This is a genomic window from Mycobacterium cajalii (genome assembly GCF_045809005.2).
Taxonomy (GTDB): Bacteria; Actinomycetota; Actinomycetes; order Mycobacteriales; family Mycobacteriaceae; genus Mycobacterium.
Window position 1 is genome coordinate 5,655,259 of record NZ_CM141436.1, and the last position, 23,407, is coordinate 5,678,665.

Sequence of the window (23,407 nt, forward strand, 5' to 3'; positions counted from 1 at the left end):
GGAGCTCTGTTGCCAGTAAAACACGCCTCCACCGTAGAAAAAAGGCGCGGACGCATCCTCGCTTGTCATAGTAATGAAACGTGTTCTAGCCTGGCCCCATGGGTAACCCGGTAATCGTCGAAGCCACCCGCAGCCCCATCGGGAAACGCGCTGGATGGCTGTCAGGACTGCACGCCACCGAGCTGCTGGGGGCGGTGCAGAAGGCAGTCGTGGAGAAGGCCGGCATCGACGCCGGCGACGTCGAACAGGCCATCGGCGGCTGCGTGACGCAGTTCGGCGAGCAGTCGAACAACATCACCCGGGTGAGCTGGCTGGCCGCCGGGCTGCCGGAGCATGTCGGCGCCGCGACCGTGGACTGCCAGTGCGGCAGCGGCCAGCAGGCCAACCACCTGATCGCCGGGCTGATCGCGGTCGGCGCCATCGACATCGGCATCGCGTGCGGGATCGAGGCGATGAGCCGCGTCGGACTGGGCGCCAATGCCGGGCCCGACCGCACCATCCTGCGGCCCGAGTCGTGGGACATCGACCTGCCCGACCAGTTCACCGCGGCCGAGCGAATCGCCAAGCGGCGGGGCATCACCCGCGAAGACATCGACCAGTTCGGTTTCGAGTCCCAGGCCAAGGCCAAGCAGGCCTGGGACGAGGGCCGCTTCGACCGCGAGATCTCCCCGATCGTGGCGCCGGCGCTCGACGAGAACAAGCAGCCGACCTCGGAGCGCGTGACCATCTCCCGTGACCAGGGCCTGCGCGACACCACGCTGTCGGGCCTGAGCTCGCTCAAGCCGGTCCTGGAGGGCGGGATCCACACGGCGGGAACGTCGTCACAGATCTCCGACGGTGCGGCGGCCGTTCTCTGGATGGACGAGGACAAGGCCAAGGCGCTGGGCCTGCGCCCCCGGGCCCGGATCGTCAGCCAGGCGCTGGTCGGCGCGGAGCCCTACTACCATCTGGACGGCCCGGTGCAGTCGACGGCGAAGGTGCTGGAGAAGGCCGGGATGAAGATGGGCGACATCGACATCGTCGAGATCAACGAGGCGTTCGCGTCGGTGGTGCTGTCGTGGGCCCGGGTGCACGAACCCGACATGGCCCGGGTCAACGTCAACGGCGGCGCGATCGCGTTGGGCCACCCGGTCGGCTGCACCGGCAGCCGCCTGATCACCACCGCGCTGCACGAATTGGAGCGCACCGACCAGAGCACCGCGCTGATCACCATGTGCGCCGGCGGCGCCCTGTCCACCGGCACCATCATCGAGCGCATCTAGCCCGAGCGGTGCGCGTTCCCGAAGAGAGCCGCATCGCCGCGGCGCAGGCTTACTAAGCCGACCATTGGTTAGTCGACGCATTATGCTGCGGCCCGGATGTAGGCAAGGTCTGGGGCGGCGAAGAAGCCGCGTATGAGGTGGGGCATCCGCTGCAAACGTCGTAAGGCGTTGACACACAGCGTTTTGAACTGGTCGGGCCCGGTGATGCCGGAACGGCCGACCCGATCGGCCTTGACGTTCTTCCAGACCCATTCGTCAGGGTTGAGCTGCGGCGAGTAGGCCGGAATCCGAAATAGGGTGAGCATGCCATTGGTGGATGCTGCGAAGCGGGCCAGGGCTTTTGATTTGTGCACCGGATGGCCGTCGAGGATCAAAAACACCGGGCCGGCGGCGTCGTGGAGCAGCCGTTTGCAGAAGTCGATGAACTTGTCCGCGGTCAGGGTGCCGTCGATGATCGAGAACCGCAACGTGCCCTTGGCGGTGACCGCCGAGATCATGTTCACCGAGAACCGTGCCCCGGTGGTCGCCACGACCGGGGTCTGGCCGACCGGCGCCCAGGTGGTGCCCCGGTGGTAATCGCTGCGCACCGAGGCCTCGTCGGCGAAGTAGATCGTCGCCTTGCGCTTCTTGGCGAGTTTGGCGATGTCGGGGTACTCCTCGCGCTTCCACCGTTCGACCGCCTCCGGATCGGCCTGATAGGCACGCCACAGCGGCTTTTGCGCCGACATACCCAGACCCCGCAGGATGCGCCCCACGCTGGTGACGGCCAACGACACCCCGAACCGGCGCTTGATCAGTTCCCGCACCATCTCCCGGGTCCACAACGCGAACTCGAACTGCAGCTGGCGCGGGTCATTGCCCGCCACCAAGGCGTAGAGCTCGCCCAGCTGCTGATCGGTCAGCTTCGGCGCACGACCAGGCACCGGCCTGGCCTTCAGTGCCGCCCAACCCCCTTCGTTGTACGTGGCCACCCACCCGTACACCGTCTTGCGGTGCATCCCCAACGCCAAGGCCACCGATTCTGGATGCTGGCCATCGAGAACCGCCTGCACCGCACGCATTCTCATCGCTTCAAGCGTTCCGTGATCGAGCCTGCGGCCATCATCATCTCGCACAACATAATTCAACCACAAAGTCGACTAACTAATGACCGTTTTAGTATATCGATGCACTGGTCAGCCACAACGCCGACGCGGTTCCGTTCGCAAAGGGCTGCACCCGCGTCGAGCAGGGCATCAAGAACGGGTTCTCCGGGCGCCACATGCGGCGCGGCCTCAACCGCGGCCCCCAGTACCGGATCATCGCCGACGCGACCCCGCCGGACTACCGCATCAGCGGCGACGAGGTGCGCGCGGTGTACGACGTGCTGACCAAGGTGGCCTTCGGCGGGCGGCGGGTGGCCGCGCGGGTCGACGAGACCTTCGTGATTCCCGCCGAAAGCCCCGGTGGCACAGCCGAAATCCAGCACATCAAGGTCCGCTTTCATCCATTCGTCCAGCGTTAGGAACACCATGCCGAAAGAGAAGCCACGCTCGCTGAACTCACCCTGGGTCGGCCTGATCATCAAGTACATGGCCAAGGGCAACGCGTGGATCTACCGTCGCAGCAACGGAAAGCTCGGCGGTACCTTCGGCAAGGCTCCGGTCGCGCTGCTCACCACGACGGGCCGCAAGACCGGCGAACCGCGGGTGAGCCCGTTGCTCTACCTGCGCGAGGGGGACCGCGTGGTGTTGGTCGCATCGAAGGGCGGCAGCGACAAGCATCCGCTGTGGTACCTGAACCTCAAGGCGAATCCCCAAGTGTCCGTGCAGATCAAGGACGAGGTGTTGCAGTTGCGGGCGCGCGATGCCACCAAGGAGGAGCGCGCAGAATACTGGCCGAAGCTGGACGCCATGTACCCGTCGTTCGGCGACTACCGGTCGTGGACGGATCGGGTCATCCCCGTCGTCATCTGCGACCCCTGACGCCGCCCTACCCCGGGCAGCACGGCCAGGCAGGGGTGAATTCGCAACTCTCGACCGATCGCTTTGCTGCTCAGATACTTCGCGCGCGCCCGATCGACGCGAAACTGGCCTTCCGCGGCGCTGCTCACCACGACCGGGCGCAAGTCGGACCTGGCCGCCGCTGACGCGGATGTACCCGCCCTACCGCAAGTACCGCGAGATCACCGACCGGGTGATCCCGTCGGTGGTGTGCGAACCGGCGGGCCCTCCGGCCCCATAGACCGGAGCCGGTGACAATGCGTCCGGCGAGCAGGCCCAAACCGTTGCTGCCCAGCACATCCCGGTCGTGATCTGCGATGCCGACGCCGCCGGCGGCTGTTTACGCTACGGGACGATCACGGGCAGATCACCCGGGACGGCGCCGGTGAAGATGGCGCCCAGGTCGCTGATGACGTTCGAGGCCTGACCGATGACGGCGAACGCTTCGAAGGCACCGGCCAACGGGATCAGGTAGGTGTCGGTGGCGATGGGCTGGCCGATTGCCTCGACGAGGGTACGGTCAGCGCGGCGAGCGACGGCATGAGTGAGCCGGGCGCGGGGAGCGATGGCAACAGCGTTCCCGCCGAGGAGAATTCGGCGGGAACGTCATGGAAGAAGTCGGTGAAGCCCTGCTGGGTCCCCGTGAAGAGTAGGCCGGGCACTTTCGCCACGTCGCTCAGCGGTGGGAACAGGCCGAACTGGGTGGGCACGTTGGCCGGCCCCCGCGACCAACCGTAATTGGGGTCGCCGTAGCCGAGGTTGACCAGAACTTTCAGATCCGGCTACAGCAGGTCGGCCACCGGGTTGCCGATGACCGGGATCGCGCGCAGCGGTTCCAGCAGCGGTAGATTCGGGGTGGTGATCATGTAGTAGTTGGTCATGCTGTTCGGGGTGCCCAGGCCTTCGGACCCCGGCAACACCAAAACAGGGCGCTTCCGGGAAGTTTGTGGGTCATGGTGCGACCGGGTAGAGCTGTAATCCGCCGAGGTGGAAGTAGATTGCGGTCTTGAAGTGCTCTCGATTGCGGTAGCCGCGGGCAGAGACGCGGATGGCCTGGATGCGGGAGTTGAGGCCTTCGGCGCCGGCGTTGGTGATCGGATGCGCGAAGTAGGACAGCAGCCCCGCCTCGTGACGTTTGAGGGTCTTTGCTGCGTCGATGATCGGTTGCAGCCGGGAATGGGTGGCCCAGAAGTACCAGCGGGCGAAATGCTTGGCACCCCAGCCGCGGCGCCGGTAGGACCAGAAGCGCCGTAGGTTCTCCTTGAGGGCCCATGCGCGGGCGGTTTTGAGGTCGCTGGCCCGCAGGGCGGCGAAGCGGTCGTGGTGGCGCTCGGGTAGGTTCTCGGCCGAGTACAGCCACAGGTACTTGCTGCCGGCCAGGCTCTTGTCGCCGGTGAGGGCCAACGCCCGGTTCTCGGCCTTGCGCACGGTGTCCACGGCCTTGGTCAGATACCTCATCAGGTGATAGTGGTCGAAGACGATCTTGTCCTCGGCGTCGCTCAGGTGTGCGCGTACCGAGGCGGCGTACGGCTCCCACATGTCCATCGCCACCGCCTCGATCCCGGCCCGCTGTTCGGCGGTGAACTGTTCGAAATAGCCGTCCAGGCTGGCCTGTCGGCGTTCGTCAGCGATGTATTCTACGGTGCCGGCTTCCAGGTCACTGACCACGGTGATGTAGTCCTGTCCTTTCCCGGCCGCTTTCTCATCGACCCCCACATGGGCTGGCACGTTCAGCGGTTTGGTGGCCAGGCCCCGAGTGACCGCACGGTCCATCAGGTGCCACGCCTCGTCCCAGCTGATACCCAGCAGCTTGGCGGCAGAGGCTACGTCGCAGGCGGCGAGCACGTCGATCGCCAGCCGCTCGAACAACGTCGTGAACCGCGAGTGCGGCTCGGCCCACGGCAACGCAACCTGACGCACCCCGTGTTCGGGACAGTCCACCCGCGGCGGACTCGCGTGCAGGAAGGTCAAAAACGCGCACGAGTCCAAATGTCGCCAGGCCCGCTCAGCCGAGTGGTCATAGACCGACAGCACGGCATCGCAGTCCGGGCAGGCGAACCGGGTCCGGGCCGGATGCTCAACCCATACATCCACTCGCCCGTCGGTTGCTGACAGCTCGACCCGCCCCACCTTCCATGGCGTCTCCAGTCCCAGCAGATGGCGGTACAGCTCGGTGTCGCGCATACGGCAAATCCTGCCGCTGCCGCCCGTCAAACCCAAAACCGCACCCACACAAAACCCAGAAGCGCCCAAAACAGAAGCGTTGGTCACCTCGGCGCCGGCGTAGGCCCCCGCGCCCCCGGTCAACGCCTGCAGAAACTGCTGGTGAAACGCCGCCGCCTCCGTGGTCAAAGCCTGGAAGGCCTGGGCGTGGCCGGAGAACACCGCCGCGATCGCCGCCGAGACCTCATCCTCGGCCGCGGCCACGACCCCCGTGGTCTGAGCCGCCGTCGACGCGCGCGCGGCGTCGAGTGCTCCGGCGACACTGCCCAAATCCGCTGCCGCCGAATCCAAAAACTCCGGCACTGCGACGACGTACACCTGCTCGCGCCCGAGCGGCCGCGGCGGCTCGGAACGAAAACTATCGCGTTTGAGGGCAGTAGCCCCCAGGAATCGCGGGAAAACTGCGAAGGTTCCAGGGGCCCCCTGGCGTATCACACAGCTCGCGCCGGGCGTGTGATCGGGCGCTGCTAGGCCCCGTAAACCGGAACCGGCGGGCGCGCCTTGGCCAGCAGGTCGGTGACCACGGGTCCCAGTTCGGCGGGGTCCCACTTCGCGCCCTTGTCGATCTGCGGGCCGTGCGCCCAGCCCTCGGCGACGCGGATCTTGCCGCCCTCGACCTCGAACACCTTGCCGGTGACGTCGCGGGACTCGGCGCTGCCCAGCCAGACGACCAGCGGCGAGACGTTCTCGGGCGCCATGGCGTCGAAATCCTGGCCCTGCGTTGCCATCATCTCGGCGAAGACGGTCTCGGTCATGCGGGTGCGCGCCGACGGCGCGATCGCGTTGACCGTCACGCCGTAACGCCCCATCTCGGCCGCGCCGACGAGCGTCATCGCCGCGATGCCGGCCTTGGCGGCGCTGTAGTTGCCCTGCCCGACGCTGCCCTGCAGGCCCGCACCGGAGCTGGTGTTGACGATCCGCGCATCGACCGCCGTGCCCGCCTTGGACAGCCCGCGCCAGTACGACGCGGCGTGCCGCATCATCGCGAAGTGCCCCTTGAGGTGCACGGCGACGACGGCGTCGAACTCCTCTTCGCTGGTGTTGGCCATCATGCGGTCGCGCACGATGCCGGCATTGTTGACCACGACGTCCAGGCCACCGAACGTCTCGACCGCGGCCCGGACGAGGCTCTCGGCCTGGCTCCAGTCGGCGATGTTCGACCCGTTGGCCACGGCTTCCCCACCGGCCGAGGTGATTTCGTCGACGACGCCCTGCGCGGCGCTGCCACCGCCCGCGGGCGAACCGTCCAGACCCACCCCGATGTCGTTGACCACCACCCGCGCGCCCTCGGCGGCGAACGCCAGCGCGTGGGCCCGCCCGATCCCGCCGCCGGCTCCGGTGACGATGACGACCCGGCCGTCCACCAAGCCCATACCGTTGCTCCTCAACTCGTTACTTGTTGGCGCTCGAGGCGGCCAGATACGGCGGCGGCTCGCCGCCGCCATGCACCTCCAGCGTGGCACCGCTGATGTAGGAGGCCACGTCGGAAGTCAGAAATGCGGCGGCCCAACCGATGTCGTCGGGCTTGGCCAGCCGGCCGAGCGGCACCGTAGCGGCCACGCGGGCGATCGACTCGGCGTCGCCGTAGAACAGTTCGGACTGTTCGGTCTCCACCATGCCGACCACCACCGCATTCACCCGCACCTTCGGAGCCCACTCCACCGCCAAGGTCGACGTCAGGTTCTCCAGGCCAGCCTTGGCCGCCCCGTAGGCGGCCGTACCCGGCGTCGGGCGGCGGCCGCTGACGCTGCACACGTTGACGATCGAACCCCCGCCGGGCTGCTTTTGCATCAGGGCATTCGCGTGCTGCGAAACCAGCAGCGGCGCAAGCATGTTGAGCTCGACGATCTTGCGGTGGAAGTTGTGTGTGGCCTCGGCGGCCAGCGCGTACGGCGAACCTCCGGCGTTGTTGACCAGCACGTCGAGGCGGCCATGGCGTTCGCCGATCGCACCGACGAGCCGCGCCACCGACTCCTCGTCGCGGACGTCGCACGCGTGGAACTCGTACGGCGACCCCTCGACGGCGCGGCGCGCGCAGGTGACGACGGTCGCGCCCTGCCGAGCGAAAACGGCGCTGATACCGGCGCCCACCCCTCGAACGCCGCCGGTGACGAGGACGACCCGCCCGGCCAGGCCCAAACTGATGGCGTCGGCGGCTCCTTCGGCGCGAGTCACTGTGCTAGCGTACCAAGCAAGTGCTTGCTTAGGTAGCCACGCCCCTGGTTTTCATAGGAGTGCAATGCCAATCACAACCACCACCACCGAGCCGGGCGTCGTCGCGGTCACCGTCGACTTCCCGCCCGTCAACGCCATTCCCTCGCGCGGCTGGTTCGAGCTTGCCGACGCGATCACGGCGGCCGGCAACGACACCGACACCCACGTGGTGGTCCTGCGGGCGGAGGGCCGCGGCTTCAACGCCGGCGTGGACATCAAGGAGATGCAGCGCACGGAGGGGTTCACCGCGCTCATCGACGCCAACCGCGGCTGTTTCGCCGCGTTCCGCGCGGTCTACGAATGCGCGGTGCCGGTGGTCGCGGCGGTCAACGGCTTCTGCGTCGGCGGGGGCATCGGGCTGGTCGGCAACTCCGACGTGATCGTCGCGTCCGAGGACGCCACCTTCGGGCTGCCCGAGGTCGAGCGCGGCGCCCTGGGCGCGGCCACCCACCTGTCCCGGCTGGTGCCCCAGCACATGATGCGGCGACTGTTCTTCACCGCGGCCACCGTGGACGCCGCCACCTTGCACCACTTCGGCTCGGTGCACGAGGTGGTGCCGCGCGAGCAGCTCGACGAGGCCGCGCTGCGGGTGGCCCGCGAGATCGCCGCCAAGGACACCCGCGTCATCCGCGCGGCCAAGGAGGCGCTGAACCTGATCGACGTGCAGCGGGTCAACTCGAGTTACCGCATGGAACAAGGCTTCACGTTCGAGCTGAACCTCGCCGGGGTCTCCGACGAGCACCGCGACGTGTTCGCCGGAACGACGAAGGGCAAAACGGAGTGACCGACAAGAGGACCACGCTCGACGAGGCCGTCGCGCAATTGCGCAGCGGCATGACCATCGGCATCGGCGGCTGGGGCTCGCGGCGCAAACCCATGGCGTTCGTGCGGGCCATGCTGCGCACCGGCGCCAAGGACCTCACCGTGGTGTCCTACGGCGGCCCCGACGTGGGGCTGCTGTGCTCGGCGGGAAAGGTGCGGCGGGTCTACTACGGCTTCGTCTCACTGGACTCGCCACCCTTCTACGACCCCTGGTTCGCCAAGGCGCGCACCACCGGGGCGATCGAGTCCCGCGAGATGGACGAGGGCATGCTGCGATGCGGCCTGCAGGCCGCCGCGCAGCGCCTGCCGTTCCTGCCCATCCGCGCCGGGCTGGGCAGTTCGGTCCTCGACTTCTGGGAGGGCGAACTGAAGACCGTGGCGAGCCCCTATCCGTCACCCGGCGGGCAGGAGACGCTGATCGCCATGCCGGCGTTGCGTCTCGACGCCGCATTCGTGCACCTCAACCTCGGTGACGAGCGGGGCAACGCAGCCTACACCGGCATCGACCCCTACTTCGACGACCTCTTCTTGATGGCCGCCGAGCGGCGCTACCTGTCGGTGGAGCGGGTCGTGTCGACCCAAGAGTTGGTGAAATCGGTTCCCCCACAGGCGCTGCTGGTGAACCGGATGATGGTCGACGGCGTCGTGGAGGCCCCCGGGGGGGCCCACTTCACCACGGCCGCCCCGGATTACGGGCGCGACGAGAAATTCCAGCGGCACTACGCCGAGGCGGCCGCCACGGAGGCGGGCTGGCAGCAGTTCGAACAGACCTACCTGTCGGGCAGCGAAGACGACTACCAGGCAGCCGTGCGCGAGTTCGCAGAGGAGGCGGCGAAATGAGCAGCACCAGAGCCGAGATCTGCGCGGTCGCCTGCGCCGAGTTGTTCAGGGACGCAGGCGAGATCATGGTCAGCCCGATGACGAACATGGCCTCGGTGGGTGCGCGTCTGGCGCGGCTGAGCTTCTCCCCCGACATCCTGCTGACCGACGGCGAGGCGCAGCTGCTCGCCGACACTCCGCCGCTGGGCAAGACCGGCCCCCCAAACAACATCGAGGGCTGGATGCCCTTTGGCCGGGTGTTCGAGACGCTGGCATGGGGACGCCGCCATGTGGTGATGGGCGCCAATCAGGTGGATCGCTTCGGCAACCAGAACATTTCGGCGTTCGGCCCCCTGCAGAGCCCGACGCGGCAGATGTTCGGCGTGCGCGGTGCACCCGGCAATGCGATCAACCATGCGACCAGCTACTGGGTCGGCAACCATTCGAAGCGGGTGTTCTGCGACGCCGTCGACATCGTCTGCGGCATCGGCTGGGACAAGGTCGACCCGGCCAACCCGGCGTTTCGCTTCGCCAACACCTACCGCGTGGTGTCCAACCTCGGGGTGTTCGACTTCGGCGGACCGGAGCACACCATGCGCGCGGTGTCCCTGCACCCGGGCGTGACACCCGGCGACGTCCGGGAGGCCACCTCGTTCGAGGTGCACGGCCTCGACCGCGCCGAGGAGACCCGGCTGCCGACCGACGACGAGCTGCGGCTGATCCGGGAGGTCATCGACCCGAAGTCGCTGCGCGACCGGGAGATACGCTCATGACCAGACTGCGCACGCCGCTGACCGAGTTGGTGGGCGTCGAGCATCCGGTCGTCCAGACCGGGATGGGCTGGGTGGCCGGTGCCCGGCTGGTGTCGGCCACGGCCAATGCGGGCGGTTTGGGCATCCTGGCCTCGGCCACCATGACGCTGGACGAGCTGGCGACGGCCATCGGTAAGGTCAAGGCCGCCACCGACAAGCCGTTCGGGGTGAACATCCGCGCCGACGCGGCCGACGCCTCCGACCGCATCGAGCTGATGATCCGCGAGGGCGTCAAGGTGGCGTCGTTCGCCCTGGCCCCCAAACAGGAGCTGATCGCCCGGCTGAAAGAAGCCGGGGCGGTGGTCATCCCGTCGATCGGCGCGGCCAAGCACGCGCGCAAGGTCGCGGCATGGGGCGTCGACGCGATGATCGTGCAGGGCGGCGAGGGCGGGGGCCACACCGGGCCGGTCGCGACGACGCTGCTGCTGCCCTCGGTGCTGGACGCGGTGGCCGGCACGGGCATCCCGGTGATCGCGGCGGGCGGCTTCTTCGACGGGCGCGGGCTGGCCGCCGCGTTGAGCTACGGCGCCGCCGGGGTGGCGATGGGCACGCGGTTTCTGCTCACCTCGGATTCGACCGTGCCCGACGCGGTCAAGCGGCGTTACCTCGAGGCCGCGCTGGACGGCACGGTGGTCACCACGCGGGTCGACGGCATGCCGCACCGCGTTTTGCGGACCGCCTTGGTCGAGAAGCTCGAAAGCGGCTCCCCCGCACTTGGTTTGGTCGCCGCGGTGCGTAACGCCGCCAAGTTCAAACAGATGTCGCAGATGACGTGGCGGTCGATGATCACCGACGGCATGGCGATGCGGCACGGCAAGGAGCTGACCTGGTCGCAGGTGGTGATGGCCGCGAACACCCCCATGCTGCTCAAAGCCGGCCTGGTCGAGGGCAATACCGAGGCCGGGGTGCTGGCCTCTGGCCAGGTCGCCGGCATTCTGGACGACCTGCCCTCGTGCTCCGAGCTGATCGAGCAGGTCGTTCGCGAGGCGATCGAGCACCTGCAGTCGGCGGCCGCTTTCGTGCAGTGACCGCTCAGCCGCGATTCAGGTCTCGACGACCAGCAGCGTGTGCCCGCTGGGGTCGCGGAACCAGAACATCGGTGGGACCGGCTCGCCCATTCGCGACACCTGCGCGTCGACGTCGACGCCGAGTTCGGCCATCGCCGCGTGGGTGGCGTCGATGTCGCTCGTGGACAACGTGATACCGGTGTTGGCCGGTTGCACCGGTCCGGCGTCCGACGGCGGCGGAGCCAGGGCGATGCCGGTCGTGCCCTCGGGCGGATAGACCTCGATCCACCGGTAGCCGCCACCGAATGGCTGATCGGTCCGCTTCTCGAACCCGAGCGACTCGTAGAACTCGACCGCTTTGTCCTGTTCGGGTGTCGGTACGCACACCAGGCTGATCGTGGTGAGGCCGGTCGTCATGGTGGTCATCTTGCTCCTTAAGTTCGTAGGTGCGGTTCAATTCGCGCTGCCACACCCGCTCGTCCACAACCGGCGGCAAAGCTGCGGTGCTCGCGACGCGGACCTCGATGTTCACAGCGTCAACATGGTAATGTTCACACCGTACACTTCCGCCCCGAGAAGGGTCAAGCGTGGCCACCTTGAAGACCGGCTATCACCATGGGGATCTGCGCACCGCGTTGATCGACGCGGGCCTGTACCTCACCCGGGCCGGCGGGCCCGACGCGCTCACCATTCGGGAAGCGACTCGGCGAGTGGGGGTTTCGCCCAACGCCGCCTATCGCCACTTCGCCGATCGCGAGGCCCTGCTCGGCGCCGTCGCCACCGCGATCCAGCACCGGATGGCGGCGCGGATGCAAAGCTTGACGCGCCGGCGCGGCTCCACGCGGCCGCAGGCGGTCGATCAGCTCCGCGCGGTCGGGCTCGGGTACATCAAATTCGCGCTCGACGAGCCGGGATGGTTCACTGTGGCCTTTTTCGGGGCCGATTCCCCGACCGGCGAGACCGCCGGCGCGCCACCGTATGTGGCGTTGGTCGAGGCGCTCGATGCGATGTCGGAAGCGGGCATGCTGTCCCCCGAGCGACGCGAGGGCGCCGAATGGCCCTGCTGGTCGGCGGTGCACGGATTCGCCGAGCTTGCCCTGCGCGGACCGCTGCGTCACGCCGGTCGCCGCCGGGTCGAGGCGCTGGCGGAACGCACGGTCGACGACATCATCGGCGGCGTGACCGCGTCCGCGAATCGCGGCCCGGCTGAGGATTAAGCACATAGCTATATTCGGTTAGGATTAAGTTATAGTCTTCACATGGCCGAAGTGAAGCCTGGTTCTTCACCGTGGGCGGCCGTGATCGGTGACGTCGTGGCGTCCCGGCGCGCCGTGGACCGGTCCGCCCTGCATCGACGCGTGAGCACCGCCCTGCGCGAGGTCGCCGATGGCGCGATCGTCGCCCCCGCCTTCAGCGTCGGCGACGAGTTCCAGGGCAGCTACCCCTCGGTGGGCGCCGCCATCGACGCCGCCCTGCGCGTGCGGTTGCTCCTCGCCCCCGCGGTCGACGTGCGCTTCGGCATCGGCTGGGGCGCGGTCACCGTCCTGGACCCCGAGGCCGGCATCCAGGACGGACCGGCGTGGTGGGCCGCGCGCGAGGCGATCCAGGCGACCGCACAGACGCAACGGCAGCCCGGCTTCACGCTGGTGCGCACCACCGTCCGGGCGGACGAGGAAACCCGCGCAGACGTCGCGGCCGTCAATGCGGCCCTGATCTGTCGGGACCATCTGCTTGGATCGCTCGATGAAAGATCGCTGCGAATCGTGAAGGGCTTGATGACCGGCCGAACCAAGAAGGAACTCGCCGCCGCCGAGGGCATCAGCGCCTCGGCGGTGTCGCAGCGGGCGAGCCGTGACGGCCTGGATCTTCTTGTCGTTGCGTCGCGATATCTTCGGAGCCTGCCCTGAGCGCCATCGCTGTCTTCCTGACCGCGGTGGGCATCGCCGACCTGTGCCGGCGGACGATCGGTGCGGCGTGGCCGCCCCTGGCGATCGGACCGGTCCTGGTGGTCGGGTGCGCGGCGTTGGGCGGGCTGTGGCACGGCGGTGATGTCGCGTTGCTCGTGCCGGCGGCCTGCGCCGTAGCCGCCTGGAAGTGGCTGTGCATGCGCAGTGAACGCAGCGGTAGGCGTCAGGCCGCCCCGCTGGCAGTCTTCGCCGGGACGCTGACCTTTCTGACGATGGCGTCCGGTTGGTCCTCGCCGGTCGGTGGTGTATTCGCCCTGTGGTCGGCCTGGGTGCACCTGCCGCTCGCCCACGTCACGCCCACGCGGCTGCTGATGATCGTCGGTGTGGTGTTGCTGCAGTTCGCCGCCGCGAATCAGCTGGTCCGCCTGGTGCTTTCGTCCGTGGGTGCGGTGCGCCCCGCCGGCCAGCCCCAACCGTCGGACCGGCTCAAGGGCGGCCGCCTGCTCGGCCCGATGGAACGCCTGCTGATCCTGAGCCTCGGGGTCGGCGGGCAGGTGGCCGCCGCGGGCGCCGTCGTCGCCGCCAAGGGAATCATCCGATTTCCCGAACTGAGCGCCCAGAAGGACCGCAACGGCGCGGTCGGCATCGACGCGGTGACCGAGTATTTTCTCCTCGGCAGCTTCACGAGTTGGCTGCTGGCGCTCGGCGGGATCGGGCTGGTCCTGGCCACGCGCTGAACGCGGTGTACCCCGGGACGCCCGCCCGTTAAGCTGTTTCAGCTATGCCGACCATTGACGACGTAGGCCAGGCCGTCCCCGAATCCGTCGGGCGCCATCCGCTGCCCGATCCGGGCGCATCGGTGCCGACGTTGGCGTTGCCGACAGTCGCGATTTTCTTCGGCGCCTTGACCGCCTTCGCCTTTTCCACGGTGGGTTACGTCAACGGCTCGGCCTCAGCCTGGCTCACGATCCCGGTCAACGCCGCGGTGACATTCGTGATGTTCACCGTCGTGCACGATGCCTCGCACTACTCGATCAGCTCCGCGCGATGGGTGAACGGGTTGTTCGGGAGGATGGCGTGGCTTTTCGTCGTCCCCATAGTCGCCTTCCCGTCGTTCGCCTACATCCACATCCAGCATCACCGCCATGCCAACGACGACGACGAGGACCCCGACACGTTCGCATCGCACGGCTCGCTGTGGTCGCTGCCGTTTCGCTGGTCGCTGTCCGAGTATTTCTACCTGAGGTATTACCTCCCGCGGGCCCGCAGCCGGCCGGTCTCTGAGCTCGCCGAGACGCTGGCGATGCTGTTCCTGAGCCTGACCGGTCTCACGGTCGCCGTCATCACCGGAAACTTCTGGACGCTCGCGGTCGCCTTCCTGATCCCGCAGCGCATAGGGTTGACGGTACTGGCGTGGTGGTTCGACTGGCTGCCCCACCACGGACTCGAAGACACCCAGCGCACCGACCGCTACCGGGCCACCCGCAACCGGGTCGGCGCGGAATGGCTGTTCACCCCGGTGCTGCTGTCGCAGAACTACCACCTGGTACATCATCTGCACCCGTCGGTGCCGTTCTACCGCTACCTGCGCACCTGGAAGCGCAACGAAGAGGCCTACCTGCAACGCAACGCCGCCATCTCGACAGTCTTTGGCCAGCAGCTGAATCCCGACGAGTTCCGGGAATGGAAGGCCCTCAACGGCAGGCTCGCCAAGGTGTTGCCGGTGCGGATGCCGGCCAGGTCGAGTTCGCCGCACGCGGTGCTGCACCGCATCCCGGTCGCGTCGGTGGACCCCCTCACCGCCGACAGCACCCTGGTGACCTTCGCCGTCCCGGAAGGCCTGCGGGACGCCTTCCGGTTCGAACCGGGCCAGCACGTGACGGTACGTACCGACCTGGGCGGCGCGAATGTTCGCCGCAACTACTCGATCTGCGCGCCGGCAACCCGGGCCCAACTGCGGATCGCCGTCAAACACCTTCCCGGCGGGGCGTTTTCGACGTTTGTGGCCAATGACCTCGAGGCCGGCGACGTGCTCGAGCTGATGACGCCGACCGGGCGCTTCGGCACCCCGCTGCACCCGCTGGCCCGGAAACACTACGTCGCTCTGGTGGCCGGCAGCGGGATCACGCCGGTGCTGTCCATCCTGGCGACGACGCTCGAGATCGAAACCGAGAGCCGGTTCACGCTGATCTACGGCAACCGCACCAGGGAGTCGACCATGTTCCGGGACGAGTTGGACCGGCTCGAGTCCCGCTACGCCGACCGCCTGGAGATCCTGCACGTGCTGTCGGGCGACCCGTTGCACGCACCGGAACTGCGCGGCCGCATCGACCGGGACAAACTCGACCGGTGGCTGACGAGCAGCCTGCAGCCCGACAGCATCGACGAGTGGTTCGTCTGCGGCCCGATGGGCATGACGACCACCGCACACGAGGTCTTGACCGAGCATTGCGTCGACGCGGAGCGCATCCACCTCGAGCTGTTCTTCGGCTACGACACTTCTCCGGCGACCGAGCGCGCCTACGAGACCGCGACCCTCACCTTCACACTGTCCGGCACGCAGGCGACGGTCGACCTGGCCCCCGGGGACTCGATACTGGAAGGCGCGCTGCAAGTTCGCGGCGACGCGCCGTATGCCTGCATGGGCGGCGCGTGTGGCACCTGCCGCGCGAAACTCGTCGAGGGCGAGGTCGAGATGGACCACAACTTCGCGCTCGGGCGCGCCGAATTGGACGCCGGCTACATCCTGACCTGCCAATCGCATCCGACGACGCCGTTCCTGGCCGTCGACTACGACGCCTGAGCCCCGCGCCGAACGTGCAGCCACTGCGATAAAACCGCGAAAAACTCGCAACCAGTTCACGTTCGGCGTCGAGAAGTAAAAGCTAGAGCCGTTCGATGATCGTGACGTTGGCCGTGCCGCCGCCCTCGCATATCGTCTGCAGCCCGTAGCGGCCGCCGATGCGCTCGAGTTCGTTGAGCATGGTGGTGAACAGCTTGGCGCCGGTCGCCCCCAACGGATGACCGAGCGCGATCGCGCCGCCGTTGGGGTTGACCTTCTCCGGGTCGGCTTTGATCTCCTTGAGCCACGCCATCACCACCGGCGCGAACGCCTCGTTGATCTCGACGGTGTCGATGTCGTCGATGCTCAGGCCGGTCTTGTCCAGGGCGTGGCGGGTCGCCGGGATGGGCCCGGTGAGCATGAACACCGGGTCGGCAGCGCGCGCACTGATGTGGTGGATGCGGGCCCGCGGGGTCAGCTTGTGGTCCTTGACGGCCTGCTCGGACGCCAGCAGCACCGCGCTGGCGCCGTCGGAGATCTGACTGGCCATCGCCGCGGTCAGCCGGCCGCCCTCGACCAGCGTCTTGAGGCCGGCCATCTTTTCCAGGGACGACTCGCGCGGGCCTTCGTCGACCCGGAACGGCCCGGATTCGGTTTCCACGGTGATGATTTCGTTGTCGAAGTGACCTCCGCGGATCGCCGCGAACGCACGCTCGTGGCTGGTCAGCGCGTACCGTTCCATCTCCTCGCGCGACAGGTTCCATTTTTCGGCGATCAGCTCCGAACCGCGGAACTGCGAGATCTCCTGGTCGCCGTACCGGTGCAGCCACTGCTTGGACTCGTTGGTCGGCGAGGTGAACCCGAACTGCTCACCCACGCTCATCGCCGACGAGATCGGGATCCAGCTCATGTTCTGCACGCCCCCGGCCACGACGAGGTCGGCCGTCCCGGACATGATCGCCTGCGCGCCAAACGAAATCGCCTGCTGGCTGGAGCCGCACTGCCGGTCCACGGTGACACCGGGAACCTCTTCGGGGTAGCCGGCCGCCAGCCACGACAGCCGGGCGATGTTGCCCGCCTGGCCGCCGATCGCGTCGACACAGCCGGCGATCACGTCGTCGACGGCGGCGGGGTCGACGTCGACGCGGTCGAGCAGACCGCGCCAACCGAGTGCCCCCAGATCGACGGGGTGCACGCCGGCCAGCGATCCGTTGCGCTTGCCGACGGCGGTACGCACAGCGTCGATGACGTACGCCTCTGTCATTTGCGTCAGACTCCTTCTTTGGTGATTCCGCCGAGGACGATGGCGAGGTATTGCCGGCCCACCTGTTGCGCGGTGAGCGGTCCGCCGGGTTGGTACCAGCGCACCGACACCCAGGTGGTGTCACGGATGAAACGGTAGACGAGGTCCACGTCCAGGTCGGGCTGGAAATAGCCCTCGTCGATGCCCTGGTTGAGCACCTCGACCCACATCTTGCGTTGCCGGCGATTCATGTCCTCGATGTAGGAGAACCGCGGTTGCGACGACAGCCGCTTGGCCTCGTCCTGGTAGATGACGACCTGGGAATGCCGGTGCTCGATCGCCTCGAACGACGCCAGGAACAGGCCCTTGAGCCGCGCCAGGGCGTTGGCCTCGGTGTCGATGATCTCCCGGTAGCGGGCGAACAGCCAGTCCAGGAAGCCGCGCAGCAATTCGTCGACCATCTCTTCCTTGGAGGAGAAATGGTGGTACAGGCTGCCGGAGAGGATGCCGGCACCGTCGGCGATGTCGCGCACCGTGGTGGCGCGCAGGCCACGCTCGGCGAACATGGCCGCGGCGAGCTCGAGCAGCTCCCCGCGGCGGCTGTTCGGCTGACTCGTGTCCCGCTCCACCGCGCCAGCCTATCAACCAAGCGCTTGCTCGGCCAGCGGCCTCATGGATGCTGGCTGGACACCGAGATGACCTCGCCGGTCAGATAGCTCGAGTAGTCGCTGGCCAGGAACGCGATGGTGGCCGCGACCTCCCACGGTTCGGCGGCGCGGCCGAACGCCTCGCCGGCGGACAACCGGTCCAGCAGGTCAACCGAGGTCGTCTTGTCCAGGAACTTGTGTCGCGCGATGCTGGGCGAAACGGCGTTGATCCGCACCCCGTATTCGACGGCTTCGATTGCGCTGCAACGGGTCAACGCCATCACCCCGGCCTTGGCCGCGGCGTAGTGTGCCTGCGAGTGCTGGGCCCGCCAGCCCAGGACGCTGGCGTTGTTGACGATCACGCCGCCGTGCCCGGCCTCGCGGAAGTACCGCAGCGCCGCGCGGGTGGCGCGGAACACCGACGTACACGTCACGTCCAGGACGCGTTCCCATTCCTCGTCGGTCATGTCGACCACCGGGGTCTGCCCGCCCAGTCCGGCGTTGTTGACCAGCACGTCCATGCGCCCCATCCGGGCGGTGACCGACGCGAACAGCGCGTCGACCTGGGCGGTGGACGTCACGTCGCACAGCACCTTCTCCACGCGGCCCAGCCCCAGCGCCGCCAGACCGTCGGCGGTCTCCCCCAGCCGGCGTTCGTGGTGATCGGAGATCACCACGTCGGCACCCTCGGCCAGGGCCCGTCGCGCCGTCGCCGACCCGATGCCGGTTCCCGCGGCCGCCGTGACGACGACCACCTTGCCAGTTAGAAGCCCGTGTCCGGCAATCTCTTCCGGCGCTTCGGACAGGGTCATCCCTTAACCTCCCGGGGCAGGCCGAGTACCCGCTCGGCGATGATGTTGCGCTGGATCTCGTTGGATCCGCCGTAGATGGTGTCGGCGCGGGTGAACAGGAACAGCCGCTGCCACTCGTCGAACTCGCCGTCCGGCATCGTCATCGACGACCTGCCGGCCACGTCCATCGCCAGCTCGCCCAGGGCGCGATGCCAGTTGGCCCACAACAACTTCGACACGTTGTCCTGGCCGGGCTGCTCGACATCCATGGTGGCCAGGGCATACGAACGCATGGCCCGCAGCCCGGTCCACGCCCGTGTCAGCCGTTCGCGGATGAACGGGTCCGCGGCGGCCCCGTTGCGCTGCGCGAGCCCGGCAAGATTGGAAAGCTCTCGGGCATAGACGATCTGCTGCCCCAGGGTGGACACGCCGCGCTCGAACGTCAGCGTTCCCATCGCGACCCGCCAGCCGTCACCCGGCTCGCCGACCACCATCGAGGCGTCGGTGCGGGCGTCGTCGAAGAACACCTCGTTGAACTCCGCGGTGCCGGTGATCTGGACGATCGGCCGGACCTGCACGCCCGGCTGGTCCAGCGGGACCAGCAGGTAGGACAGGCCGGCGTGCCGCTTGGAGCCCTTCTCGGACCGCGCGACCACGAAGCACCACTGCGACAGGTGCGCCAGCGACGTCCACACCTTCTGGCCGTTGATCACCCACTGGTCGCCGTCGAGTTCGGCGGTGGTCGCCACGTTGGCCAGGTCGCTGCCCGCGCCCGGTTCGGAATATCCCTGGCACCACAGCTCGCTGACGTCGAGGATGCGCGGCAGGAAACGCCGCTGCTGTTCGGGTGTGCCGTACGCGATCAGCGTCGGGCCCACCAATTCCTCGCCGAAGTGATTCACCTTGTCCGGGGCGTCGGCGCGGGCGTACTCCTCGTAGAAGGCAACCCGGTGCGCGGTGGACAGGCCGCGCCCGCCGTGCTCGACCGGCCATCCCAGGCACGTCAGCCCCGCCGCGGCGAGATGCTGGTTCCAGGCCCGGCGCTCCTCGAAGGCCTCGTGCTCGCGCCCGGGCCCGCCGAGCCCTTTCAGCGCCGCGAACTCGCCCACGAGGTTGTCGGCGAGCCACTGCCGGACCTCCGCCCGAAACTCTTCGACGTCCTGCACGCCCTGTAGGCTAACCTACCAAGCACTTGCTTTGTTAGGCCGCCGGTGCTGCGCGCCGCGGACCGGACACCGAGGAGCATCCGATGACCAACGATCCGCGCACCGTGCCCGCGGCGCTCGATCGTTTCGCGCTGCAACTCCCCGACCATCCGGCCCTGATCACCGACGAGCGGAGCTTCTCGGCCGCCGAGCTGCGCGACGAGGTGCACCACGCCGCCGCCGCACTGATCGCGCTGGGTGTCCGGCCCGGCGACCGGGTGGCCATCTGGTCCCCCAACACCTGGCACTGGGTGGTGGCCTGCCTGGCGATCCACCACGCCGGTGCCGCGATGGTGCCGCTGAACACCCGCTACACCGCCGAGGAGGCCGCCGACATCCTGGCGCGCACCGAGGCGCCGGTCCTGTTCGCGATGGGCGAGTTCCTGGGCACCGACCGCGTCGCCGGCCTGGACCGCCTGAACTCTCAAGCGCTGCCCGCGCTACGGCACGTCGTACGGGTGCCGATCGAGGCCCCGGACGGGACCTGGGACGAGTTCATGGCCCACGGCACCGACGTCAGCGCGGTGGCCGCCCGCGCGGCCGCCGTCACCCCCGACGACGTCAGCGACATCCTGTTCACCTCCGGCACCACCGGCCGCAGCAAGGGCGTGCTGTGCGCGCACCGCCAGTCGCTGTCGGCTTCGGCAGCGTGGGCGGCCAACGGCAAGATCACCAGCGACGACCGCTACCTGTGCATCAACCCGTTCTTCCACAACTTCGGCTACAAGGCCGGCATCCTGGCCTGCCTGCAGACCGGGGCCACGCTGATCCCGCACCTGACCTTCGACCCGCTGGCCGCGCTGCAGGCGATCGAGCGCAGGCGCATCACCGTGCTCCCCGGCCCGCCCACCATCTACCAGATGCTGCTGGATCACCCGGCGCGCCACGACTACGACCTGAGCTCGCTGCGCTTCGCGGTGACCGGCGCGGCGACCGTGCCGGTGGTGCTGGTGGAGCGCATGCAAACCGAACTCGACATCGACATCGTGCTCACCGCCTACGGTCTGACCGAGGCCAACGGCATGGGCACCATGTGCCGCCCCGACGACGATGCGGTCACCGTCGCGACCACCTGCGGTCGACCGTTCGCCGGCTTCGAGCTGCGCATCGACTCCGACGCGGGATCACCGTCCGGCGAAGTGCTGCTGCGCGGGCCGAATGTGATGCTGGGCTACCTCGACGACCCGGCGGCCACCGCCGCCGCCGTCGACGCCGACGGCTGGCTGCACACCGGTGACGTCGGCGCCCTCGACGAAGCCGGCAACCTGCGCATCACCGATCGGCTCAAGGACATGTACATCTGCGGCGGTTTCAACGTCTACCCCGCCGAGGTCGAGCAGGTGCTCGCCCGGCTGGACGGGGTGGCCGACGCCGCGGTGATCGGGGTTCCCGACGAGCGCCTCGGCGAGGTCGGGCGTGCATTCCTGGTGACCCGACCCGGCGCCGGCCTCGACGAGGAATCGGTGATCGCCTACAGCCGTGAACATCTGGCGAACTTCAAGGCCCCACGATCGGTGCGGTTCGTCGACACGCTGCCGCGCAACGCGGGGGGCAAGGTGGTCAAATCACAACTGCGGGAGCTGGCCTGATGGATCTGGACCTGGACGAACAGACACTGGCCTTCCAGGCCGAGGTGCGGGAATTCCTTTCGGACAAAGCCGATTCCATCCCGACGAAGTCCTACGACAACGCCGAAGGCTTCGCCCAGCACCGGCGTTGGGACCGGGTGCTTTTCGATGCCGGCCTGTCGGTGATCACCTGGCCGCAGCGCTACGGGGGCCGCGACGCGCCGCTGCTGCACTGGGTGGTGTTCGAGGAGGAGTACTTCCGGGCCGGGGCGCCCGGCCGGGCCAGCGCCAACGGGACCTCGATGCTGGCCCCGACGCTGTTCGCGCACGGAACCTCCGAGCAGCTCGACCGCATACTGCCGAAAATGGCCAGCGGCGAACAGATCTGGGCCCAGGCCTGGTCGGAGCCCGAATCCGGGAGCGACCTGGCGTCGTTGCGGTCAACCGCGACCCGCACCGACGGCGGCTGGCTGCTCAACGGGCAGAAGATCTGGAGCTCGCGCGCGCCGTTCGCCGAGATGGGATTCGGGCTGTTCCGGTCCGACCCCGCCGCCGAGCGGCACCACGGACTGACCTACTTCATGTTCGACCTCAAGGCCGACGGCGTCACCGTGCGCCCGATCGCCCAGCTCGGCGGCGACACCGGCTTCGGCGAGATCTTCCTCGACGACGTCTTCGTGCCCGACGCCGACGTGATCGGCACCCCGAACGACGGCTGGCGCGCGGCGATGAGCACCTCCAGCAACGAACGCGGGATGTCGCTGCGCAGCCCGGCGCGCTTCATGGCGGCGGCCGAGCGGTTGGTGCGGTTGTGGCGGGACCGCGGGTCGCCTCCCGCCTTCGCCGACCGGGTCGCCGACGCGTGGATCGACGCGCAGGCCTACCGGCTGCAGACGTTCGGCACGGTGACGCGGCTGGCCGCCGGCGGCGAGCTCGGCGCGGAATCCTCGGTGACCAAGGTGTTCTGGTCCGACCTCGACGTGGCCATACACCAGACCGCGCTCGACCTCCTGGCGGCCGACGGCGAGCTCGCGGGCCCCTGGAGCGACGGACTGCTGTTCGCGCTGGGCGGCCCGATCTACGCCGGCACCAACGAGATCCAGCGCAACATCATTTCCGAGCGGCTGCTGGGCCTGCCTCGGGAGAAGTCGGGGAGCAAGAGGTGAAATTCACGCTCGACGAACAGCAGCGGGACTTCGCGGCCAGCATCGACGCGGCGCTCGGCGCGGCGGACCTGCCCGGCGCGGTGCGGGCGTGGTCCGCCGGTGACTTCGCGCCGGGGCGCAAGGTGTGGCAGCGGCTGGCCGACCTCGGCGTCACCGCACTGGCCGTGCCGGAACGGTTCGACGGCCTGGACGCCCACCCGGTGGACCTGGTGGTCGCGCTCGAACGCCTCGGACGCTGGTGCGTTCCCGGGCCGGTGGCCGAATCCATCGCCGTGGCACCGGTTTTGCTGGCCGCTGAAGACCAGGCTGAACGCTGCGCCCAGCTGGCCTCCGGCGAGCTGATCGCCACGGTGGCACTGCCGCCGCAGCAGCCGCGCGCCGTGGACGCCGGGGCGGCCGGGCTGGTGCTGCTGGCCACCGAGGCGGGGGTCGCCGCGGCCGCGCCCGGCCAGCGGCACGAGTCCGTCGATCCGAGCCGGCACCTGCACGAGGTGACGGCGACCGGCGCGGTCTGGCAGGCAGACGTCAAGCGCGCCTGCGAGTTCGGGGCGCTGGCCACCGCCGCCCAGCTGGTCGGTGCCGCCGAGGCGCTGCTGCAGGCCGCCGTCGACTACGCCAAGCAGCGGGCCCAGTTCGGCAGGGTGATCGGCTCCTACCAGGCGATCAAGCACAAGCTCGCCGACGTGCACATCGCGGTCGAACTGGCCCGCCCGCTGGTGTACGGCGCGGCCTTGTCGCTGGAGCCCCGCGACGTCAGCGCGGCCAAAGCCGCCGCCGCCGAGGCGGGCCTGCTGGCGGCGCGCTCGGCGCTGCAGACCCACGGCGCCATCGGGTTCACGCAGGAGCACGACCTGTCGTTGTGGCTGCTGCGCGTGCAGGCGCTGCGATCGGCATGGGGGGACCCCCAGGCGCACCGACGGCGAGTGCTGGAGGCCCTCAGTGAGTGAAGAACGCGAA

The 23,407-nt window shown here is 68.5% G+C and carries 24 protein-coding genes; 14 read left to right on the plus strand and 10 right to left on the minus strand.

Features of this window, described 5'->3' with window-relative positions; translation table 11 throughout:
* Positions 1-98 precede the first annotated feature (98 nt).
* Positions 99-1,262, plus strand: coding sequence for a steroid 3-ketoacyl-CoA thiolase (locus tag ACJ512_RS27015; protein ID WP_407687771.1), 1,164 nt, complete (start codon positions 99-101; stop codon positions 1,260-1,262).
* An 80-nt stretch (positions 1,263-1,342) separates the two neighbouring features.
* Here the strand turns inward: ACJ512_RS27015 and ACJ512_RS27020 are convergent, their stop codons facing one another.
* Positions 1,343-2,329 carry an IS630 family transposase gene (locus ACJ512_RS27020; protein WP_461479897.1) on the minus strand — a complete coding sequence of 329 codons (987 nt, stop codon included), beginning with the start codon at positions 2,327-2,329 and terminating at the stop codon, positions 1,343-1,345.
* Positions 2,330-2,424: 95 nt separating this feature from the next.
* On the opposite strand from ACJ512_RS27020, the gene ACJ512_RS27025 reads away from it, so the two are divergent.
* Both ACJ512_RS27025 and ACJ512_RS27030 read left to right on the plus strand, forming a co-directional pair.
* Positions 2,425-2,766, plus strand: coding sequence for a hypothetical protein (locus ACJ512_RS27025; protein ID WP_407689779.1), 342 nt, complete (start codon positions 2,425-2,427; stop codon positions 2,764-2,766).
* 7 nt (positions 2,767-2,773) lie between these two features.
* The gene (locus ACJ512_RS27030) at positions 2,774-3,226 is read left to right on the plus strand and encodes a nitroreductase family deazaflavin-dependent oxidoreductase (protein WP_407689778.1); all 453 of its coding nucleotides are present in this window, start codon (positions 2,774-2,776) and stop codon (positions 3,224-3,226) included.
* An 800-nt stretch (positions 3,227-4,026) separates the two neighbouring features.
* Here the strand turns inward: ACJ512_RS27030 and ACJ512_RS27035 are convergent.
* From ACJ512_RS27035 to ACJ512_RS27050, 4 genes are all read right to left on the minus strand, one after another.
* Complete coding sequence (locus tag ACJ512_RS27035; protein ID WP_407689777.1) at positions 4,027-4,125, minus strand: PE-PPE domain-containing protein; 99 nt, start codon at positions 4,123-4,125, stop codon at positions 4,027-4,029.
* A 70-nt stretch (positions 4,126-4,195) separates the two neighbouring features.
* Positions 4,196-5,785: an ISL3 family transposase gene (locus ACJ512_RS27040; RefSeq protein WP_461479898.1), complete on the minus strand. Its 1,590-nt coding sequence runs from the start codon at positions 5,783-5,785 to the stop codon at positions 4,196-4,198.
* A 149-nt stretch (positions 5,786-5,934) separates the two neighbouring features.
* The gene (locus tag ACJ512_RS27045) at positions 5,935-6,840 is read right to left on the minus strand and encodes an SDR family oxidoreductase (protein WP_407685779.1); all 906 of its coding nucleotides are present in this window, start codon (positions 6,838-6,840) and stop codon (positions 5,935-5,937) included.
* A gap of 19 nt (positions 6,841-6,859) precedes the next feature.
* The gene (locus ACJ512_RS27050) at positions 6,860-7,642 is read right to left on the minus strand and encodes an SDR family oxidoreductase (RefSeq protein WP_407685778.1); all 783 of its coding nucleotides are present in this window, start codon (positions 7,640-7,642) and stop codon (positions 6,860-6,862) included.
* Positions 7,643-7,706: 64 nt separating this feature from the next.
* On the opposite strand from ACJ512_RS27050, the gene echA20 reads away from it, so the two are divergent.
* From echA20 to ipdC, 4 genes are read left to right on the plus strand one after another with little or no spacing between them, the layout of a single operon-like run.
* Positions 7,707-8,465: a (7aS)-7a-methyl-1,5-dioxo-2,3,5,6,7,7a-hexahydro-1H-indene-carboxyl-CoA hydrolase gene (echA20, locus tag ACJ512_RS27055; RefSeq protein ID WP_407685777.1), complete on the plus strand. Its 759-nt coding sequence runs from the start codon at positions 7,707-7,709 to the stop codon at positions 8,463-8,465.
* Positions 8,462-9,343: a cholesterol ring-cleaving hydrolase subunit IpdA gene (gene ipdA, locus ACJ512_RS27060; protein WP_407685776.1), complete on the plus strand. Its 882-nt coding sequence runs from the start codon at positions 8,462-8,464 to the stop codon at positions 9,341-9,343. The genes echA20 and ipdA overlap by 4 nt, the downstream gene beginning before the upstream one ends.
* Positions 9,340-10,095, plus strand: a complete 756-nt coding sequence (gene ipdB / locus ACJ512_RS27065; RefSeq protein WP_407685775.1) for a cholesterol ring-cleaving hydrolase subunit IpdB — start codon at positions 9,340-9,342, stop codon at positions 10,093-10,095. The genes ipdA and ipdB overlap by 4 nt, the downstream gene beginning before the upstream one ends.
* Entirely contained in the window at positions 10,092-11,162 is a 1,071-nt protein-coding gene (ipdC, locus tag ACJ512_RS27070) for a (3aS,4S,5R,7aS)-5-hydroxy-7a-methyl-1-oxo-octahydro-1H-indene-4-carboxyl-CoA dehydrogenase (protein ID WP_407685774.1), read from the plus strand. Before ipdB ends, ipdC begins: the two co-directional genes overlap by 4 nt.
* 15 nt (positions 11,163-11,177) lie before the next feature.
* Here the strand turns inward: ipdC and ACJ512_RS27075 are convergent, their stop codons facing one another.
* Positions 11,178-11,567 (minus strand): VOC family protein, encoded by a 390-nt coding sequence (locus ACJ512_RS27075; protein ID WP_407685773.1) that lies wholly within the window; start codon positions 11,565-11,567, stop codon positions 11,178-11,180.
* A gap of 161 nt (positions 11,568-11,728) precedes the next feature.
* Here ACJ512_RS27075 and ACJ512_RS27080 point away from each other — a divergent pair, with 161 nt between their 5' ends.
* From ACJ512_RS27080 to ACJ512_RS27095, 4 genes are read left to right on the plus strand one after another with little or no spacing between them, the layout of a single operon-like run.
* Entirely contained in the window at positions 11,729-12,358 is a 630-nt protein-coding gene (locus ACJ512_RS27080) for a TetR/AcrR family transcriptional regulator (protein ID WP_407685772.1), read from the plus strand.
* Between the two features lie 42 nt (positions 12,359-12,400).
* Entirely contained in the window at positions 12,401-13,048 is a 648-nt protein-coding gene (locus ACJ512_RS27085) for a SatD family protein (protein WP_407685771.1), read from the plus strand.
* Complete coding sequence (locus tag ACJ512_RS27090; protein ID WP_407685784.1) at positions 13,045-13,785, plus strand: hypothetical protein; 741 nt, start codon at positions 13,045-13,047, stop codon at positions 13,783-13,785. Before ACJ512_RS27085 ends, ACJ512_RS27090 begins: the two co-directional genes overlap by 4 nt.
* Positions 13,786-13,829: 44 nt before the next feature.
* Entirely contained in the window at positions 13,830-15,851 is a 2,022-nt protein-coding gene (locus tag ACJ512_RS27095) for a fatty acid desaturase (protein ID WP_407685770.1), read from the plus strand.
* An 82-nt stretch (positions 15,852-15,933) separates the two neighbouring features.
* Here the strand turns inward: ACJ512_RS27095 and fadA6 are convergent, their stop codons facing one another.
* The 4 genes from fadA6 to ipdE1 all read right to left on the minus strand — a co-directional run bounded on the left by fadA6 (position 15,934) and on the right by ipdE1 (position 19,677).
* Positions 15,934-17,094 carry a steroid 3-ketoacyl-CoA thiolase FadA6 gene (gene fadA6 / locus ACJ512_RS27100; RefSeq protein ID WP_407685769.1) on the minus strand — a complete coding sequence of 387 codons (1,161 nt, stop codon included), beginning with the start codon at positions 17,092-17,094 and terminating at the stop codon, positions 15,934-15,936.
* A 5-nt stretch (positions 17,095-17,099) separates the two neighbouring features.
* Positions 17,100-17,639: a TetR/AcrR family transcriptional regulator gene (locus tag ACJ512_RS27105; RefSeq protein WP_461480162.1), complete on the minus strand. Its 540-nt coding sequence runs from the start codon at positions 17,637-17,639 to the stop codon at positions 17,100-17,102.
* 104 nt (positions 17,640-17,743) lie between these two features.
* Positions 17,744-18,532 carry a (5R,7aS)-5-hydroxy-7a-methyl-1-oxo-2,3,5,6,7,7a-hexahydro-1H-indene-carboxyl-CoA reductase gene (gene ipdF / locus ACJ512_RS27110; protein WP_407685767.1) on the minus strand — a complete coding sequence of 263 codons (789 nt, stop codon included), beginning with the start codon at positions 18,530-18,532 and terminating at the stop codon, positions 17,744-17,746.
* Complete coding sequence (gene ipdE1 / locus ACJ512_RS27115) at positions 18,529-19,677, minus strand: acyl-CoA dehydrogenase IpdE1 (RefSeq protein WP_407685766.1); 1,149 nt, start codon at positions 19,675-19,677, stop codon at positions 18,529-18,531. The genes ipdF and ipdE1 overlap by 4 nt, the downstream gene beginning before the upstream one ends.
* Positions 19,678-19,760: 83 nt before the next feature.
* Here ipdE1 and fadD3 point away from each other — a divergent pair, with 83 nt between their 5' ends.
* From fadD3 to ACJ512_RS27130, 3 genes are read left to right on the plus strand one after another with little or no spacing between them, the layout of a single operon-like run.
* On the plus strand, positions 19,761-21,305 hold the full coding sequence (gene fadD3 / locus ACJ512_RS27120; protein ID WP_407685765.1) for a 3-((3aS,4S,7aS)-7a-methyl-1,5-dioxo-octahydro-1H-inden-4-yl)propanoate--CoA ligase FadD3: 1,545 nt from the start codon (positions 19,761-19,763) through the stop codon (positions 21,303-21,305).
* On the plus strand, positions 21,305-22,450 hold the full coding sequence (locus ACJ512_RS27125) for an acyl-CoA dehydrogenase family protein (RefSeq protein ID WP_407685764.1): 1,146 nt from the start codon (positions 21,305-21,307) through the stop codon (positions 22,448-22,450). Before fadD3 ends, ACJ512_RS27125 begins: the two co-directional genes overlap by 1 nt.
* Positions 22,447-23,397 (plus strand): acyl-CoA dehydrogenase family protein, encoded by a 951-nt coding sequence (locus ACJ512_RS27130; RefSeq protein ID WP_407685763.1) that lies wholly within the window; start codon positions 22,447-22,449, stop codon positions 23,395-23,397. Before ACJ512_RS27125 ends, ACJ512_RS27130 begins: the two co-directional genes overlap by 4 nt.
* Positions 23,398-23,407 lie beyond the last annotated feature (10 nt).

Coding starts and splice junctions, on each gene's coding strand:
- ipdF (WP_407685767.1), bottom strand. CDS start 18,532: ATGACCCTGTCCGAAGCGCCGGAAGAGATTGCCGGACACGGGCTTCTA.
- ACJ512_RS27015 (WP_407687771.1), top strand. CDS start 99: ATGGGTAACCCGGTAATCGTCGAAGCCACCCGCAGCCCCATCGGGAAA.
- ACJ512_RS27035 (WP_407689777.1), bottom strand. CDS start 4,125: ATGACCAACTACTACATGATCACCACCCCGAATCTACCGCTGCTGGAA.
- fadD3 (WP_407685765.1), top strand. CDS start 19,761: ATGACCAACGATCCGCGCACCGTGCCCGCGGCGCTCGATCGTTTCGCG.
- ACJ512_RS27125 (WP_407685764.1), top strand. CDS start 21,305: ATGGATCTGGACCTGGACGAACAGACACTGGCCTTCCAGGCCGAGGTG.
- ipdB (WP_407685775.1), top strand. CDS start 9,340: ATGAGCAGCACCAGAGCCGAGATCTGCGCGGTCGCCTGCGCCGAGTTG.
- ACJ512_RS27030 (WP_407689778.1), top strand. CDS start 2,774: ATGCCGAAAGAGAAGCCACGCTCGCTGAACTCACCCTGGGTCGGCCTG.
- ACJ512_RS27075 (WP_407685773.1), bottom strand. CDS start 11,567: ATGACCACCATGACGACCGGCCTCACCACGATCAGCCTGGTGTGCGTA.
- ipdC (WP_407685774.1), top strand. CDS start 10,092: ATGACCAGACTGCGCACGCCGCTGACCGAGTTGGTGGGCGTCGAGCAT.
- ACJ512_RS27020 (WP_461479897.1), bottom strand. CDS start 2,329: ATGAGAATGCGTGCGGTGCAGGCGGTTCTCGATGGCCAGCATCCAGAA.
- ACJ512_RS27085 (WP_407685771.1), top strand. CDS start 12,401: ATGGCCGAAGTGAAGCCTGGTTCTTCACCGTGGGCGGCCGTGATCGGT.
- ACJ512_RS27105 (WP_461480162.1), bottom strand. CDS start 17,639: ATGTTCGCCGAGCGTGGCCTGCGCGCCACCACGGTGCGCGACATCGCC.
- echA20 (WP_407685777.1), top strand. CDS start 7,707: ATGCCAATCACAACCACCACCACCGAGCCGGGCGTCGTCGCGGTCACC.
- ACJ512_RS27095 (WP_407685770.1), top strand. CDS start 13,830: ATGCCGACCATTGACGACGTAGGCCAGGCCGTCCCCGAATCCGTCGGG.
- ACJ512_RS27045 (WP_407685779.1), bottom strand. CDS start 6,840: ATGGGCTTGGTGGACGGCCGGGTCGTCATCGTCACCGGAGCCGGCGGC.
- fadA6 (WP_407685769.1), bottom strand. CDS start 17,094: ATGACAGAGGCGTACGTCATCGACGCTGTGCGTACCGCCGTCGGCAAG.